Here is a 15,678-nt window from a genome sequence, read left to right as displayed (position 1 = left end):
CGGGACGCTGAACGTAGTCTGTGGTGCCGTGACTGACCAGGACCAGCCGAACCCCGTTGACAGTGCCGATGACCTGCCCGAACAGCTCAGGGTGCGGCGGGAGAAGCGGGCGCGCCTGCTGGCGGGCGGGGTGGACCCCTACCCGGTGGCGCTGCCCATCACGCACGAGCTCGCGCAGGTCCGCGCGGCGCACCCCGACCTGGCGCCCGACACCGCCACCGGTGAGCACGTCGGCGTCGCCGGTCGGGTGATGTTCCTGCGCAACACCGGCAAGCTCTGCTTCGCCACGCTGCGGTCCGGCAACGGCACCGAGCTGCAGGCGATGATCAGCAAGAACCAGGTCGGCGACGAGGCGCTGGCGGCCTGGAAGACCGACGTCGACCTCGGCGACCACGTGTTCGTGCACGGCGAGGTGATCACCTCCCGGCGCGGCGAGCTGTCGGTGATGGCCGACGAGTGGCGGCTCGCGGCGAAATCGCTGCGCCCGCTGCCGGTGATGCACAAGGAGCTCGGCGAGGAGAGCCGGGTCCGGCAGCGCTACGTCGACCTCATCGTCCGCGAGCAGGCCGCCGAGACGGTGCGGACCCGCGCGGCGGTGCAGCGGTCGCTGCGGTCGTCCTTCGAGCGGCGCGGTTTCGTCGAGGTGGAGACCCCGATGCTGCAAACGCTGCAAGGCGGCGCCGCCGCTCGTCCGTTCGTCACGCATTCCAACGCCTTCGACATCGACCTGTTCCTGCGGATCGCGCCGGAGTTGTATCTGAAGCGGTGCGTCGTGGGCGGGATCGAGAAGGTATTCGAGATCAACCGGAACTTCCGCAACGAGGGCAGTGATTCTTCCCACTCGCCGGAGTTCGCGATGCTGGAGTTCTACCAGGCCTACGCGGATTACAACGACATGGCGGTGCTCACCCGGGAGCTGATCCAGGAGGCCGCCGAGAAGGTCGCGGGCTCCCAGGTGGTGACGTGGTTCGACGGAACCCGGTACGACTTGTCGGGCGAGTGGGCGTCGGTCTCGATGTACGACTCGTTGTCCGAGGCGCTGGAATCCGAGATCACTCCGGAAACACCGGCGACCACGTTGCGCGAGCACGCCGAGTCCCGCGGATTGCCGACCGATCCGGCGCTGGGCCACGGAAAGCTCATCGAGGAGCTGTGGGAGCAGCTCGTCGGCGATCATTTGTCCGCGCCGACGTTCGTCCGCGACTTCCCGCTGGAGACCTCGCCGCTCACCCGGCAGCACCGCAGCCGTCCCGGGATGGCCGAGAAATGGGATCTCTACGTGCGTGGTTTCGAGCTCGCCACGGGGTACTCGGAACTGGTCGACCCGGTGGTGGAGCGGGAGCGCCTGGAGGAGCAGGCCGCGCTGGCCGCGGCCGGTGATGCCGAGGCGATGCCGGTCGACGAGGACTTTCTGCGCGCGCTCGAGTACGGAATGCCGCCGAGCGGTGGCGTGGGAATGGGTATCGACCGGTTGTTGATGGCGTTGACCGGCCTCGGTATCCGGGAGACGATCCTGTTCCCGCTGGTCCGCCCGGAATGACCCGATCAGGGAACACCGCACTGGTTTCTCTCCCTCGGATGAGTGCGTTGTGGGAGTTGCTGCGCTAACCTGACCCTGAGATTCGCACGGTGACGGCAATTGGCGTACTCGCAGGGATGCGGTGTTCCCGGGAGTGGTTGCTGTCCCGGTATTGCACAAAAAACTCCGGGGAGGACTTCCACGATGGCGCAGAAGGTGACGGTGACCCTCGTCGACGATCTGGACGGCGGCCAGGCCGACGAAACCGTCGAGTTCGGTTTGGACGGGGTCGCCTACCAGATCGACCTTTCGGCGGACAACGCCTCAGAGCTGCGCGACGCGCTGGCCGGTTACGTCTCCAGCGCGCGCCGTTCCGGCGGGCGCAAGAAGCCGGGACCGCGCCCCACGTCCGGCGGCCGTTCTGCTTCCAGCGGCAGTTCCACCAGCGCGGACCGCGAGCAGAACCAGGCCATTCGGGAATGGGCGCGCAAGCGCGGGCTCAAGGTCTCCGACCGCGGCCGGATCCCGGCCGACATCGTCGAGCAGTACCACAAGGCGAACTGACAGTTCACGCGGAAGGGCGTTCCGGGGATTCCCGGGACGCCCTTCGGCATGTCCGCCTCCCGCACGTCCGCGGTGCCTCCCCCAGAGGTTGTGACCACGGACATCGGGAGCCAGTCTGGTCGTCGTGATTAGGTGGTCCTAACCTAAGTAGGCCCCCGCCCGGGGGACACTCGATCAGTGAGGGAGTGGGACGTGAGCCGCAGCGTGACCGTCGACCGCCCCGGTCCTGACGCGCGTCCCGCCTCCGGCGACCGGCTGCGGCAGCGCCGCGCCCGCCGCCTCACCGGACTGCTCGTGCTGCTGGCCGTGCTGGTGGTCAGCGCGGTGCTCAGCGTGGCGCTGGGCGCCAAGACGATCCCGGTGGCCGAGGTGTGGAGCGCGCTGTTCGCCCCCGGGGGCACCGAGAACGACCTGATCATCCGCGAGCTGCGGTTCCCGCGCACCGTCCTCGGGGTGCTCGCCGGGGCCTCCCTCGGCGTGGCGGGAGCCCTGATGCAGGGCCACACCCGCAACCCGATCGCCGACCCGGGCATCCTCGGCATCACCCAGGGCGCCGCCGTGGCGGTGGTGCTGTCGGTCTACACCTTCGGCATCACCACCCTGTACGGCTTCATCTGGTTCGGCTTCGCCGGTGCGCTGCTGGGCGCGCTCGCGGTGTTCGCGATCGGCTCGATGGGGCGCGGCGGACCGACGCCGGTGACGCTGGCGCTGGCCGGGATGGCGATCAGCCAGCTCCTCCAGGCGATCACCTCGGCGCTGGTGCTGTCCGACCAGCAGTCCCTGGACACCTACCGGTTCTGGAAGGTCGGCTCGATCGCGGTCACCGACACCGGCGTGATCCTGCAGGTGCTGCCGTTCCTGATCGCCGGGCTGGTGCTCGGCCTGGCCAACGCGTCGAGCCTGAACGCGCTGTCGCTGGGCGACGACGTGGCCCGCTCCCTCGGCCACCGGGTCGCCTGGGCCCGCCGCGCGGGCATCGCGGCCATCGCGGTGCTGGTCGGCGGGGCGACCGCGGTGTGCGGGCCGATCGCCTTCGTCGGGTTGATCGTGCCGCACGTGGCCCGGTTCTTCACCGGCGCGGACTACCGCTGGCTGCTGCCGTTCGCCGGGCTCCTCGGCGCCTCGCTGGTGCTGGTCGCCGACATCGCGGGCCGGCTGGTCGCCCGGCCCGGCGAGGTGCAGGTGGGCGTGATGCTGGCGGTGGTCGGCGCCCCGTTCTTCATCGCCCTGGTCCGTCGGAGGAAGTTGGTGCGGTTGTGATCCAGACCCCGCCGCGCGTCGCCGGCCGGGCCCCGCTGCGGGCCGGGCCGTTCTCGGGCGTCCTCCGGATCCGCCCGCTGGTCGCGCTGCTCGGCTCCGCGCTGGCGCTGCTGGCGCTGTTCGTGCTCAACGTCGGCATGGGCGAGTACCAGATCACCCCGACCGAGGTGCTCGCCACGCTGTTCGGCGGCGGGGACCGCGGCCAGACCGTCGTGATCTGGGAGCTGCGGCTGCCCCGCTCGCTGACCGCGCTGCTGGTCGGCGGCGCCCTCGGCCTGGCCGGGGCGCTCACCCAGGCGCTCGCCCGCAACCCGCTGGCCAGCCCGGACATGCTGGGCATCACCGCGGGCGCGGGCGCGGCGGCCGTCGCGATGATCGTGTTCGGCGGCACGTCGGGCGTGCTGACCGGCGCGCTGGCCGCCTACGGGCTGCCGCTGGTGGCGCTGCTCGGCGGGCTGGGCACCGGCCTGGCCGTCTACCTGCTGGCCTACCGGCGCGGGGTCGACTCCTACCGGATGGTGCTGGTGGGCATCGGGCTCAGCGCGCTGGCGGGCAACGCGAGCTACTGGCTGCTCACCGTCGGCGACGTCAACGACGCGGGCCGGGCGATGGTGTGGCTCACCGGCAGCCTCAACGCGCGCGGCTGGGAGCACGTGACCCCGGTGGCGGTGGCGCTGGCGCTGCTGGTGCCGGTGGCGCTGATCGGGGCGCACGTGCTCGGGGCGCTGCAGTTCGACGAGGACACGGTGCGGGTGCTGGGCGTGCGGGTGCAGCTCGCCCGCAGCGCCCTGCTGCTGTCGGCGGTGCTGCTGGCCTCGGTGGCCACCGCGGCGGCGGGCCCGATCCAGTTCGTCGCGCTGGCGGTGCCGCAGATCGCGCTGCGGCTGTCCGGCAGCGCCCGGCCCCCGCTGATCACCTCGCTGGTGCTGGGCGCGGCGCTGGTCGTCGGCGCCGACGTGCTGTCCCGCACCGCGTTCGGCGACCTGGAGATGCCGGTGGGCATCGTCACCGCCATCCTCGGCGCCCCGTACCTCATCTACCTGCTCATCCGCCGGCACCGGGAGGTCCGCGCATGACCGCGTCCACCAGCGACCGCGAGGCCCCGGCCCGCACCGGGCACCAGCTGCACGCCCGCGACCTGCGCCTGGCCTACGGCGAGCGGGTGATCGTCGACGGGCTGGACTTCGACGTCGCCGACGGCACCATCACGGCGGTCATCGGCCCCAACGGCTGCGGCAAGTCCACCCTGCTGCGGGCGCTGGGCCGGTTGCTGCCGCCCCGGCGCGGGCACGTGCTGCTGGACGGCAAGCAGATCCACAAGATGCCGACGAAGGAGGTGGCGCGGGTCCTCGGGCTGCTGCCGCAGTCGCCGGTCGCCCCGGAGGGCCTCACGGTCGCCGACCTGGTCGCCCGCGGCAGGCACCCGCACCAGTCCTGGTACCGGCAGTGGTCCTCCGACGACGAGGCGGTGGTGGCCGAGGCGCTGGCGCTGACCGGCATCGAGGACCTGGCCGACCGCGGGCTCGACGAGCTCTCCGGCGGGCAGCGGCAGCGGGCGTGGCTGTCGATGGCCCTGGCCCAGGGCACCGACCTGCTGCTGCTGGACGAGCCGACCACCTACCTCGACCTGTCCCACCAGGTGGACGTGCTGGAGCTGGTCGGGGACCTGCACGACCGGGGCGGGCGGACGGTGGTGATGGTGCTGCACGACCTGAACCTGGCCGCCCGCTACGCCGACCGGCTCGTCGCGATGAAGGACGGCGCCGTGGTGGCCGAGGGCGAACCCGCGGAGGTGCTGACCGAATCCCTGCTCAGCGAGGTGTTCGACCTCGATGCGCGGGTGGTTCCCGATCCGGTCGCGGGAACCCCGATGGTGGTGCCGGTCGGCGGTCGCCGGGGGGCCCGCTAGGGGGTGTTCGCGGACAGCGGACAAGCCCACTGGATCGGGCGACCACCGGAATCCCGCAGGCCAGCGGGCCGTTGTCCGGAGTGTCGTAGAAGAATGAGAGCAGCAGGCCGCAAGCGGGCACGGACCGCGACCGGGCGGGGCTACTACAGTGGTCCCCAGAGTGCTGAACCCGTCGCGGGCATCGGCTGCAGGCGAGCCGTGTCCCGGCCATAGGACCGCCGGCGCAGCAGTCAGGAGTGCGAATGTTCGAGAGGTTCACCGACCGCGCGAGGCGGGTGGTTGTCCTGGCCCAGGAAGAGGCCCGGATGCTCAACCACAACTACATCGGCACCGAGCACATTCTCCTGGGCTTGATCCACGAGGGTGAGGGTGTCGCCGCCAAGGCGCTGGAGTCGCTGGGGATCGCGCTGGAGGGCGTGCGCCAGCAGGTCGAGGAGATCATCGGCCAGGGGCAGCAGGCCCCCAGCGGACACATCCCGTTCACCCCGCGGGCCAAGAAGGTGCTGGAGCTGTCGCTGCGGGAGGCGCTGCAGCTCGGGCACAACTACATCGGCACCGAGCACATCCTGCTGGGCCTGATCCGGGAGGGTGAGGGCGTCGCGGCGCAGGTGCTGGTGAAGCTGGGCGCGGACCTGAACCGGGTCCGGCAGCAGGTGCTGCAGCTCCTGTCCGGGTACCAGGGCAAGGAGCCGGCCGAGGCCGGTGGCCGCGGCGAGGGCACGCCGTCGTCCTCGCTGGTGCTGGACCAGTTCGGCCGGAACCTCACGCAGAGCGCCCGGGAGGGCAAGCTCGACCCGGTGATCGGTCGCGAGAAGGAAATCGAGCGGATCATGCAGGTCCTCTCGCGGCGGACGAAGAACAACCCGGTGCTCATCGGCGAGGCCGGTGTCGGCAAGACCGCGGTGGTCGAGGGGCTGGCGTCCAAGGTGGTCAAGGGCGAGGTGCCCGAGACCCTGAAGGACAAGCAGCTCTACACCCTCGACCTCGGGTCGCTGGTCGCCGGTTCCCGGTACCGCGGTGATTTCGAGGAGCGCCTGAAGAAGGTGCTCAAGGAGATCAAGACCCGCGGCGACATCATCCTGTTCATCGACGAGATCCACACGCTCGTCGGTGCGGGTGCCGCCGAGGGCGCGATCGACGCGGCGAGCATCCTCAAGCCGATGCTGGCGCGCGGTGAGCTGCAGACCATCGGCGCCACCACGCTGGAGGAGTACCGCAAGTACGTGGAGAAGGACCCGGCCCTGGAGCGCCGGTTCCAGCCGATCCAGGTGGGCGAGCCCTCGCTGGAGCACACCGTCGAGATCCTGAAGGGTCTGCGGGACCGCTACGAGGCGCACCACCGGGTCTCCATCACCGATGGGGCGCTGGTGTCGGCGGCCAGCCTGGCCGACCGCTACATCAACGACCGCTACCTGCCGGACAAGGCGATCGACCTGATCGACGAGGCGGGCGCGCGGATGCGGATCCGCCGGATGACCGCGCCGCCGGACCTGCGCGAGTTCGACGAGAAGATCGCCGACGTGCGCCGGGAGAAGGAATCGGCGATCGACGCGCAGGACTTCGAGCGGGCCGCGCGCCTGCGGGACGAGGAGAAGCAGCTCCTCGGCCAGAAGGAGGAGCGCGAGAAGCAGTGGAAGGCCGGTGACCTGGACGTCGTCGCGGAGGTCGACGACGAACAGATCGCCGAGGTGCTGGCGAACTGGACCGGGATCCCGGTGTTCAAGCTCACCGAGGAGGAGACCACCCGGCTGCTCCGCATGGAGGACGAGCTGCACAAGCGGATCATCGGGCAGGAGGACGCGGTCAAGGCCGTGTCCCAGGCGATCCGCCGCACCCGCGCCGGGCTGAAGGACCCGCGGCGCCCGTCCGGGTCGTTCATCTTCGCCGGGCCGTCGGGCGTCGGGAAGACCGAGCTGTCCAAGGCGCTGGCGGAGTTCCTGTTCGGCGACGACGACGCGCTGATCCAGATCGACATGGGCGAGTTCCACGACCGCTACACCGCGTCGCGGTTGTTCGGTGCTCCCCCCGGCTACGTCGGGTACGAGGAGGGCGGCCAGCTCACCGAGAAGGTGCGCCGCAAGCCGTTCTCGGTGGTGCTGTTCGACGAGATCGAGAAGGCGCACCAGGAGATCTACAACACGCTGCTGCAGGTGTTGGAGGACGGCCGCCTGACCGACGGCCAGGGCCGGACGGTGGACTTCAAGAACACCGTGCTGATCTTCACCTCGAACCTCGGCACCGGGGACATCTCCAAGGCCGTGGGCCTCGGCTTCTCCTCCGGCTCGGGCGCCGACTCGGGCTACGAGCGGATGAAGAGCAAGGTCAACGAGGAGATGAAGAAGCACTTCCGGCCGGAGTTCCTCAACCGCATCGACGACGTGATCGTGTTTCACCAGCTCACGCAGGACCAGATCATCGAGATGGTCGACCTGCTGGCGGGCCGCGTGGAGAAGGCGCTCAAGACCAAGGACATGTCCATGGAGCTCACCTCCACGGCCAAGAAGCTCCTTGCCAAGCGCGGGTTCGACCCGGTGCTGGGCGCCCGGCCGCTGCGCCGCACGATCCAGCGCGAGATCGAGGACAAGCTGTCGGAGAAGATCCTGTTCGGCGAGGTCGAGGCCGGTCAGATCGTGATCGTCGACGTCGAGGGCTGGGACGGCGAAGGCCCCGACGACCAGGCGACCTTCACGTTCCGCGGCGAGCAGCAGCCTTCGCTGATCCCGGACACCCCGCCGGTGAGCATGTCCGCCGGTTCCGGTGAGGACCAGTCGAAGGGCTCCTCCGACTCGGAGTGACCCGGACACCACGAGCGGCCCCCGCATCCAACCGATGCGGGGGCCGCTTGTGGTTGGTGTGGTGGTCGTTTTGGCGCGCGGTGCGGGTGGCGGAACCTCAGCTGCCTTCTCGCGGTTGAAGGTGTTGTGGTCCCGTTGCTTGGCGGTGCGGGTGGCGGAACCTCAGCGGCCTTCTCGCTCCGGGAGCCGCTCCTCATGTACAAGCGCGTACACAGCGTCGCGGCTGTCCTCGCGAGAAGACCGCTGAGAACCCGCGGCGGTGCAAGCTGCGAGGGTGGGGCAAAGCGGAAGCGGCTTCGCCGCTTGCCTGACGGTGGTTCTGTTCGGCGCGTGAGTGGGCTGGAAGCGGCTTCGCCGCTTGCCTGACGGGGGTTGCTGGTGGCGCGTGCGTTGCGCGGAAGCGGCTCTCGCCGCTCGCGTGGTTGGGCGTGCGTTGCGTTCCGGGGTTCCGACCGGTGGTGCCCTTCAGCCGTTTCAGGTGGTGTTGACGAGGTGAGGGGCACCCTTGTCCCAGTAACTTGGGCAAGGGTGCCCCTCACTCATGTCACGTTCGGGTGAGGTCCGCTGAGGAATCGGCGGATCCGGATGCGGTGGGGCGCTGAGCTTGCACCGCGGCGGGTGTTCTCAGCGGTCTTCTGGTGAGAACAGCCGTAGGTTCGGTTGGTACGTCGTCGAGCGGCTCCCGCGAGAAGGCCGCTGCGGTTCCGCTACCGTCGCGCACTCCATTGGCGAGCCCTCGCTCCTCCCCTGGATGGGGAGGTCAGCAGAGGTCGCCGGGGAGCCACAGGGCGGTCGTCGGGCGGTGGCAGCGGACCGGGGCGCCGGGTTGGTCGTGCGCGGGCAGGTCGAGCAGCTCCAGGACCACGTCGGCGACGGCCCCGATGCGCTGCCACAGCGGGTCGCCCGTCGGGTAGTCGCAGGCGCGGGTGCGGGTCGCGACGGCTTCGCCGATGTCGCGGACCGCGATGGTCTCGACGATCCCGAGCCCGTGCCGCTCGGCGTACAGGGCGGTGATCTCCGCGCCCGGGGGGCCGGGGAGCGGGCGGAACCGGAACCCGCCCTCGGCTGCTCTGCGGAGCGCGGAGATGTGCGGGGCTTCCTCGGGGGAGGCAGGGGCGACCATGGGACTTCCTCGGGTGCTGGGCGGGCGGTCCGGCCGGGGGCGGCGGGACCGGCGTGCGGGCGGTGGGTCGGGGAACTCGCCTGCGGCGCTACCCGCGCACTCCCGCGCACCAGCTCGACGAACCTCGACCCCCACGACGCGTGCCCCACATCCTGCTCACTCCTCCCGCTCCGTGATCGAGGAACTACCCAAGGTGATCATAGGCCCGGCCGGGCGTGTCCCGACCGCGGCATGGCAGTCTCACCAGCACGGATGAACCTCGCGTGTCGCGCCGCACGCCCTCGGCGCGCGCGGGCGACCGCTCCGTTCCGGTGAAGCCGTTCCTGAATTGAGACGCGGGAACCACCCCTTCGAGCACGCCACTCCGAAGCTGATCACTCGATCGAGTTGTGAGTGAGGGGCACCTTCATCCGACATGGCCGGATGAAGGTGCCCCTCGCTCGCTGCGCTGACGGGTGACGGGTGGGCGTGTGGGGCGGCGGGCCGTGCTGTGGACGACGGGGCCGGGGGTGGGTGCGGGCTGGGTGCCGTCGGGCGTGCGGTGGTGGCGGGCTCCGGGGTCGTGCGGTGCCGGGCGGGTGCGGTCGGGTCGCGGTGCCGTCCGCGCCGGGGGACGCTCGGCCTCGCCGTGGGGCTCGGTGTCCCGTGCGCCCCCGTGCGGGGGAGGTCGGGCGGCTCGCCGCCCCTCGTCCGCGGCTCGCCGGTCGCCCCATCCGTCCCGCCGCGGGGAGGGCGGTTCCGCGCTGTGGAAATGGGGTGGTCGGTGGAACCACCGGTCCGGGTGGGCTTAAACTGCACATGACAACGGTTTCCGTTACCGCAGCAGGCTCGAAGGCAACCGATCGTGACCGGATACCACCCTATGAGGGCAGAGCGCCGTCACGCTCCGCTGCTGCCGCTCGGTACGCCACGCCGTCGTCCCACGAGGAACAGGAGTGCGCCCATGACCGTCCCCCGTCGCCGCGCGATCGCGCTCGCCGGACTCGCCACCGCGGGCCTGGTGCTGGCCGGTTGCGGTACCGAGCAGCCCGCCGAGGACGGCGGCGGCATCACGGTCGTGGCCTCGACGAACACCTGGGGCAGCGTGGCCGAGGCCGTCGGCGGGCAGCGCGTCCAGGTCGAATCCATCATCAACGATCCGGCCTCCGACCCGCACTCCTACGAGAGCAGCCCGCGGGACGCCGCCAAGGTGTCCGACGCCGACCTCGTGGTGTTCAACGGCGGTGGTTACGACGGCTTCATGGAGCAGATCCTGTCCACCGCGGCCGAGGGCAAGCCCGTCGTCGAGGCCGTCGCGGGGACCGGTGCCGAAGGGGCGCACGACCACGCCCACGACCACGAAGGCCACGGCGCCGAGCAGCACGCCCACGAGGACCACGGCGCCGAGCACCCGGCGCAGGAGCACGAGCCCGAGCAGGGCCACGACGAGCACGCCGAGCCCGAGCAGGGCCACGACGAGCAGGGCCACGACCACGCCGGGCACGAGCACGCCAACGAGCACGTCTGGTACGACCTGCACGTGATGCACGAGGTCGCGCGCCGGATCGCGGTCGAGCTCGCCGCGCTGGACCCGGCCCACGCCGGGGAATACCACCGCAACGCCGGTGCGTTCAGCAGCGAGGTCGGACGCTTGGAGGGCCGGGTCGGTGCGCTCGCCGACGCGCACCGGGGCCGCGAGGTGCTGGTCACCGAGCCGATCGCGCACTACCTCGTCGAGGCCGCCGGACTGCGCGACATCACGCCGCAGTCGTTCGTCAACGCGGTCGAGGCCGAATCGGACCCGTCGGCCGCGGCCGTCGCCGAGATCCAGGACGCGGTGAACTCCGGCCGCGCCGCCGCCCTCGTCTACAACCCGCAGACCGCGTCCCCGGTCACCCGCAACATCCGCGCCGCCGCCGAGGACAAGGGGATCCCGGTGGTGGAGATGACCGAGACGCTGCCCGAGGGCCAGAGCTACGTGCCCTGGATGCGGGCCCAGATCACCGCGCTCGACGATGCGCTGAACCGGAGCCGCTGACCGATGACCGCCACCGAACCCGCCGTCGGCCTGCGCGGGGCCGCCCTGTCCTACGGCCCGCGCACGCTCTGGGACGGACTGGACCTCGACGTCGCACCGGGGGAGTTCCTCGCGGTGCTGGGCCCCAACGGCTCCGGCAAGACCAGCCTGCTCCGGGTGCTGCTCGGGATGCAGGAGCTCACCGCGGGTTCCGTGCGGATCGCCGGGGAGCCGGCGCGGCGCGGCAACGACCGCATCGGCTACATCCCGCAGCAGCGGACGCTGGAGGGCACCGTGACGGTGCGCGGCAGCGACCTGGTCGGGTTCGGCCTGGACGGGCACCGCTGGGGCGTCGGCTGGCGCGGTCGCCGGGAGCGCAAGCAGCGCGTCGACCGGGCGCTGCGCGCGGTGGACGCCGCCGAGTACGCGCGGATGCCGCTGGGCCTGCTCTCCGGTGGTGAGCAGCAGCGGGTGCGGGTGGCGCAGGCGCTGGTCGGCGATCCGGCGGTGCTGCTGTGCGACGAGCCGCTGCTGTCGCTGGACCTCGCGCACCAGCGCAAGGTGAGCTCGCTGATCGCGCGGCAGGCCGAGGAGGCCGGTGCGGCGGTGCTGTTCGTGACCCACGAGATCAACCCGGTGCTGCCGCTGGTCGACCGGGTGCTGTACCTGGTCGACGGCCGGTTCCGGATCGGCACGCCGGACGAGGTGATGAACTCCGCGACCCTGTCCGAGCTGTTCCGCACCGACGTCGAGGTCGCGCGGGTCGGCGGGCGCCTCGTGGTCGCCGGGACCGACGGGGCCGAGTCCCACCACGTGCACGAGGTGGACGCGTGAACGACTTCATCGACGCGCTGGGCGGTCTGTTCGACTTCTCGGTGACCGCGGACCTGCTCGGCTACCCGTTCGTGCAGCAGGCGCTGCTCGCCGCCGCCGCGCTCGGCCTGGTGTCGGGCTGCCTGGCGCCGCTGGTGGTGGCGCGCAAGATGTCCTTCGCGGTGCACGGCACGGCCGAACTCGCCTTCACCGGGGCCGCGGCCGCGCTGCTGGTCGGCGCGAGCGTCGGCGCCGGGGCGCTGGCCGGGGCGGTGGTGGCCGCGCTGCTGCTGGGGCTGCTGGGACAGCGCGGGTCCGAGCGGGATTCGGTGATCGGCGCGATCCTGTCGTTCGGGCTGGGCGTCGGCGTGCTGCTGCTGTGGCTCAACCCCGGGCGCACCGCGAACAAGTTCAGCCTGCTGGTCGGCCAGATCGTCGGCGTGAACTCCTCGGACGTGGTGCTGCTGACCACCTCGGCCGCGGCGGTGCTGGTGGTGTTCGTGGTGGTCTACCGGCCGCTGCTGTTCGCCAGCGTCGACCCGGAGGTGGCGGCGGCGCGGGCGGTCCCGGTGCGGGTGCTCACCCCGCTGTTCGCGGTGCTGGTCGGCATCGCCACCGCGCTCGGCGTCTACACGGTGGGGGCGCTGCTGGTGCTGGCGCTGATGGTGACGCCGGGTGCGGCGGCGGCCCGGGTGACCGGGAGCCCGGTGCTGGCGACGCTGCTGTCGGTGCTGTTCGCGGAGGTCGCGGTGCTCGGCGGGATCGTGCTGTCGCTGGCGCCGGGCGCCCCGGTCAGCGCGTTCGTCACGATCATCTCGTTCCTGATCTACCTGGTGTGCCGCGTCGTCGGCGCCCGGCGCCTGGCCCGGGCCAGCCGGGAGCCCGCCGCCGCCTGACCAGGGGCGCGAGCTCGGTCACCGGTTCCGGGGCAGCGGTCCCACGTGCGGGCGGCGCCCGGGTCGACGCGCGGCGTGCCGCTGCCCGGGGCCGGGACCGGAACGTGCGGCGAGGCGGTCGGCGACCACACCGGCGGCGAACGCGTACACCGCCTTGTGCATCAGGTCGACCGCCAGTTCGGCGCGGGGCCAGGTCTCGGGTGGCGCACCGATGCCGGTGGCGTTCTCCAGGATCTGGTCGTTGGTCAACCGGACTACGGTGAACTGCGCCGAAGCCCACGGGCCGCGGAGGCCGGCGTGCGCCATCACCGAGCGCAGCGGCCCCAGCAGCACCGCCTGCCCGTAGTGCATGGCCCAGTTACCCGCGCGCGGTCGGCGTCGCTCCCGCACGCCCATCGCGCGTTGTGCGGTGCGGCCCGGAACGTGGGAGCTGGGGCGTCCGGTGATGCGCTGCTCGATCTTCTCGCCGATCGTCATGGCCACCGCGCCGGCCGCTCCGGCGACCAAGCCTTCCCCGAGTGCTCGCTTCTCCATGCCCTCGCGGGTACCCGCGAGGTGATCGGCCATGCCGCGCCGCGGTCGTTTGCCGCCGCCCGGGCGGGGGTATGGCGTGGTGGTACCGGCGAAGCCGAGGTTGGAGGGGCGATGGGGGAACCGCCGCGCGAACACGGGATGCAACCGGCCGAGGGCGGCCCGGCGAACGGGGAGCCGCCGCGCGAACACGGGATGCAGCCGGCCGAGGGCGGTGCCCCGGAGAACGAGGAACCCCCGGACGAGCAGCCGCCCACCGAGTCCCCGGACGAGCAGGATGACGTCCCGCCCTGACCGGCCCGAGGAACCGGGCTCGCGAACGGGTCAGGGGACCGGGTGGGCGGCGAGGACGGCGCCGATGCGGTCGGCCACCGCCGGGTCGAGCAGGTCATAGCGCCCGCCCGCGACGAACCGCTCGGAGAGCTCCATGACCACCACCTCGCCCTCGGCGAGCAGCGCGCCGGTCGCGGCGGTGTCCTCCGCGACCGTCTCGGGGTGCACGATCGCGAGGTCCTGGAAGGCGGCGGCGAGGTAGGGGCTGGCGAACTGGGTGAAGGAGTCGCCGATCATCCGGGTCGGTGCCTCGACCATGCCCGGTTTGGTGGGCGAGTCGAGCCGCAGCGGTTCGTGGAAGTCGCTGGGCACGAAGCGGGTGTTGTCGCCGCCGCCGTCCGGGGCCAGCGCGTAGGCCTGGATGTCGACGGTGCGGTCCTGCCCGAGCTGGTCGGGGATGTCGGCGCTGTGCTCGTAGCGGCGGCTCGGTTCGAGCGTCCAGGTCCCGGTGACGCCCGGTCGCAGCCGTTCGGCCAGCCGGTAGGTCATCGCGATGCCGCCCTCGTGCGTCCAGTGCGTGTCGATGGCGTGGTAGATCGGCCGCCCGTTGCGCTCGGCGAGGGAGCGGAGTTCCGCGCGCATGTCGACGGCGCCGGTGGCGGCGGGCACCCGGCGCCAGAACTCCTCCCCGGCTTCGCGGGCGCAGTTCTGACCGGCGTACTCGTCGGGCAGGTGCTCCGGGTAGACGGTGGACTTGTCCGGCGCGATGACGAGCTGGAACTCCCGCCCCGAGGCCTCCACCACCTGCCGCCACCGGCGCAGCCCCGCGATCACCTGGTCCAGGTCGCGCCGCGGCAGGCACTTGTAGGAGATGTCGTGCCCGAGGTACAGCCAGCCCTGGTCGCCCTCGATGACGCTGGGGAACGCGCTCTCGTCGAGCTGCGGTTCCGCGTCGGTCTGCCCGCCGCTGATCGGCGGGGCGTGCGCGCCGCCGTCCAGCCGGGCCGGTTCGCCGAACAGGCCGCGGCTCAGCGCGTCCACCGAGTGCACCGCGTCCCGCCGGAACGGCAGGTGGTCGGCGGCCCACGGGCCGAGCCCGGTGAAGAAGCCCCAGCCCTCGGTGATGCTCGGGAACGGTGCCAGCGGCCGGTTCTCCAGCGGCTCGGCCCGCGCGCCGAACAGCCACGTCACCGCCGGAGTGCTGAAGAACAGCAGGGCGCAGACCAGCGCGGTGAGCTGCCGCCGCCCGTGCCGGGGGCGGTGCAGCGGGTGTTCCCGGGGCAACCACGCTTCGTGGACCGGGGGGAGCTCCTGCCGCTGCGACACCCCGCCACCGTATCCGGCGGAGTCCCCCGAACGGGGTGGAACCGCCCGTTCAGCCCGCCGGATCCGGCATCAGGGCCAGCACCGCGCCCGCCGGGTCCTGGACGACGGCGAAACCGCCGTCCGGGCCCGGTTCGCGGAGCACGGTGCCGCCGAGCTCGACGACCTGCCGCAGGGACTCGGCCAGGTCCGGCACCGCGAGGTAGGTGAGCCAGCGCGGTGCCAGGTCGGCGTTGCCGCCCCGCGCGTGGCACACGCCGGCGACCGGCGTGCCGTCGGCGCTGAGCATCAGGTAGTCGTCGTAGTCGCCCATGCTCAGCGGTTCCGGGCGCCAGCCCACCACCGCGGCGTAGAAGTCCCGGATCGCCGGTGCGTCGGCCACCGTCAGGTCGAATCCCACGATCTTGCCCGCGCCCATCGCGCCTCCCCCGGTCGTCGGGGAGCCGACGGTCCCACGGGGCACCGACAGCGGGCCTACATCTCCTCGAGGTGGTGGACGAGCTGGGTCAGCAGGTCCCGGGTGGGCTCGGCCCAGTGCGACCGGTCGGGCAATTGCGGCGGGTCGACCGGCAGATCACCGCTGAACCACGTGGTGTAGTCCGCGGGTGTCACCGCGCGGGACCGCCCGGCGCGCGTCCGATCGCCTCCGCCATGTCCCTCTCCGTCGACCGATCAG

At 71.9% G+C, this 15,678-nt stretch carries 15 protein-coding genes; 10 read left to right on the top strand and 5 right to left on the bottom strand.

The window, feature by feature from the left end; genetic code table 11:
* Nucleotides 1-28: 28 nt before the first annotated feature.
* The 6 genes from lysS (at nucleotide 29) to ABD976_RS06720 (ending at nucleotide 8,047) form a co-directional block, all read left to right on the top strand.
* Nucleotides 29-1,540: a lysine--tRNA ligase gene (gene lysS, locus ABD976_RS06745; protein ID WP_345358923.1), complete on the top strand. Its 1,512-nt coding sequence runs from the start codon at nucleotides 29-31 to the stop codon at nucleotides 1,538-1,540.
* Nucleotides 1,541-1,723: 183 nt separating this feature from the next.
* Nucleotides 1,724-2,083, top strand: coding sequence for a histone-like nucleoid-structuring protein Lsr2 (locus tag ABD976_RS06740; RefSeq protein ID WP_345358920.1), 360 nt, complete (start codon nucleotides 1,724-1,726; stop codon nucleotides 2,081-2,083).
* 192 nt (nucleotides 2,084-2,275) lie between these two features.
* A complete protein-coding gene (locus ABD976_RS06735; RefSeq protein ID WP_345358917.1) occupies nucleotides 2,276-3,343 on the top strand; it encodes a FecCD family ABC transporter permease in 1,068 nt (355 codons plus the stop codon).
* Complete coding sequence (locus ABD976_RS06730; RefSeq protein WP_345358914.1) at nucleotides 3,340-4,419, top strand: FecCD family ABC transporter permease; 1,080 nt, start codon at nucleotides 3,340-3,342, stop codon at nucleotides 4,417-4,419. The genes ABD976_RS06735 and ABD976_RS06730 overlap by 4 nt, the downstream gene beginning before the upstream one ends.
* The gene (locus ABD976_RS06725) at nucleotides 4,416-5,252 is read left to right on the top strand and encodes an ABC transporter ATP-binding protein (RefSeq protein ID WP_345358911.1); all 837 of its coding nucleotides are present in this window, start codon (nucleotides 4,416-4,418) and stop codon (nucleotides 5,250-5,252) included. Before ABD976_RS06730 ends, ABD976_RS06725 begins: the two co-directional genes overlap by 4 nt.
* Before the next feature lie 242 nt (nucleotides 5,253-5,494).
* A complete protein-coding gene (locus ABD976_RS06720) occupies nucleotides 5,495-8,047 on the top strand; it encodes an ATP-dependent Clp protease ATP-binding subunit (RefSeq protein WP_345358908.1) in 2,553 nt (850 codons plus the stop codon).
* A gap of 760 nt (nucleotides 8,048-8,807) precedes the next feature.
* Here ABD976_RS06720 and ABD976_RS06715 read toward each other — a convergent pair.
* Entirely contained in the window at nucleotides 8,808-9,170 is a 363-nt protein-coding gene (locus tag ABD976_RS06715; protein ID WP_345358905.1) for a hypothetical protein, read from the bottom strand.
* Between the two features lie 943 nt (nucleotides 9,171-10,113).
* Between ABD976_RS06715 and ABD976_RS06710 the strand changes: the two genes are divergently transcribed.
* Genes ABD976_RS06710 through ABD976_RS06700 form a run of 3 tightly spaced genes read left to right on the top strand, consistent with a single transcriptional unit; the run spans nucleotide 10,114 to nucleotide 12,875 of the window.
* A complete protein-coding gene (locus ABD976_RS06710; RefSeq protein ID WP_345358902.1) occupies nucleotides 10,114-11,187 on the top strand; it encodes a metal ABC transporter solute-binding protein, Zn/Mn family in 1,074 nt (357 codons plus the stop codon).
* A gap of 3 nt (nucleotides 11,188-11,190) precedes the next feature.
* The gene (locus ABD976_RS06705; RefSeq protein ID WP_345358899.1) at nucleotides 11,191-12,000 is read left to right on the top strand and encodes a metal ABC transporter ATP-binding protein; all 810 of its coding nucleotides are present in this window, start codon (nucleotides 11,191-11,193) and stop codon (nucleotides 11,998-12,000) included.
* The gene (locus ABD976_RS06700; protein ID WP_345358896.1) at nucleotides 11,997-12,875 is read left to right on the top strand and encodes a metal ABC transporter permease; all 879 of its coding nucleotides are present in this window, start codon (nucleotides 11,997-11,999) and stop codon (nucleotides 12,873-12,875) included. Before ABD976_RS06705 ends, ABD976_RS06700 begins: the two co-directional genes overlap by 4 nt.
* 18 nt (nucleotides 12,876-12,893) lie before the next feature.
* On the opposite strand, the gene ABD976_RS06695 is transcribed toward ABD976_RS06700, so the two are convergent.
* Nucleotides 12,894-13,409 (bottom strand): hypothetical protein, encoded by a 516-nt coding sequence (locus ABD976_RS06695; protein WP_345358893.1) that lies wholly within the window; start codon nucleotides 13,407-13,409, stop codon nucleotides 12,894-12,896.
* Between the two features lie 111 nt (nucleotides 13,410-13,520).
* Between ABD976_RS06695 and ABD976_RS06690 the strand changes: the two genes are divergently transcribed.
* Nucleotides 13,521-13,700: a hypothetical protein gene (locus ABD976_RS06690; RefSeq protein WP_345358891.1), complete on the top strand. Its 180-nt coding sequence runs from the start codon at nucleotides 13,521-13,523 to the stop codon at nucleotides 13,698-13,700.
* Between the two features lie 30 nt (nucleotides 13,701-13,730).
* On the opposite strand, the gene ABD976_RS06685 is transcribed toward ABD976_RS06690, so the two are convergent.
* The 3 genes from ABD976_RS06685 to ABD976_RS06675 are packed head-to-tail and all read right to left on the bottom strand — an operon-like array spanning nucleotide 13,731 to nucleotide 15,614.
* Nucleotides 13,731-15,005, bottom strand: a complete 1,275-nt coding sequence (locus tag ABD976_RS06685) for an alginate O-acetyltransferase AlgX-related protein (protein WP_345358888.1) — start codon at nucleotides 15,003-15,005, stop codon at nucleotides 13,731-13,733.
* 49 nt (nucleotides 15,006-15,054) lie between these two features.
* On the bottom strand, nucleotides 15,055-15,420 hold the full coding sequence (locus tag ABD976_RS06680; RefSeq protein WP_345358885.1) for a VOC family protein: 366 nt from the start codon (nucleotides 15,418-15,420) through the stop codon (nucleotides 15,055-15,057).
* Nucleotides 15,421-15,476: 56 nt separating this feature from the next.
* Entirely contained in the window at nucleotides 15,477-15,614 is a 138-nt protein-coding gene (locus tag ABD976_RS06675) for a hypothetical protein (protein ID WP_345358882.1), read from the bottom strand.
* Between the last annotated feature and the right edge of the window lie 64 nt (nucleotides 15,615-15,678).

The sequence above is a fragment of the Saccharopolyspora cebuensis genome (genome assembly GCF_039542665.1).
Classification (GTDB): Bacteria; Actinomycetota; Actinomycetes; order Mycobacteriales; family Pseudonocardiaceae; genus Saccharopolyspora; species Saccharopolyspora cebuensis.
Note: the sequence above shows the minus strand (reverse complement) of the source record. Positions and strands in the feature narration are given on the sequence as shown.

Bases quoted from the DNA above. Each gene is read 5' to 3' on its own strand.
- ABD976_RS06690 (WP_345358891.1), top strand. From the start codon at position 13,521: ATGGGGGAACCGCCGCGCGAACACGGGATGCAACCGGCCGAGGGCGGC.
- ABD976_RS06725 (WP_345358911.1), top strand. From the start codon at position 4,416: ATGACCGCGTCCACCAGCGACCGCGAGGCCCCGGCCCGCACCGGGCAC.
- ABD976_RS06740 (WP_345358920.1), top strand. From the start codon at position 1,724: ATGGCGCAGAAGGTGACGGTGACCCTCGTCGACGATCTGGACGGCGGC.
- ABD976_RS06680 (WP_345358885.1), bottom strand. From the start codon at position 15,420: ATGGGCGCGGGCAAGATCGTGGGATTCGACCTGACGGTGGCCGACGCA.
- ABD976_RS06715 (WP_345358905.1), bottom strand. From the start codon at position 9,170: ATGGTCGCCCCTGCCTCCCCCGAGGAAGCCCCGCACATCTCCGCGCTC.
- ABD976_RS06695 (WP_345358893.1), bottom strand. From the start codon at position 13,409: ATGGAGAAGCGAGCACTCGGGGAAGGCTTGGTCGCCGGAGCGGCCGGC.
- ABD976_RS06720 (WP_345358908.1), top strand. From the start codon at position 5,495: ATGTTCGAGAGGTTCACCGACCGCGCGAGGCGGGTGGTTGTCCTGGCC.
- ABD976_RS06710 (WP_345358902.1), top strand. From the start codon at position 10,114: ATGACCGTCCCCCGTCGCCGCGCGATCGCGCTCGCCGGACTCGCCACC.
- ABD976_RS06705 (WP_345358899.1), top strand. From the start codon at position 11,191: ATGACCGCCACCGAACCCGCCGTCGGCCTGCGCGGGGCCGCCCTGTCC.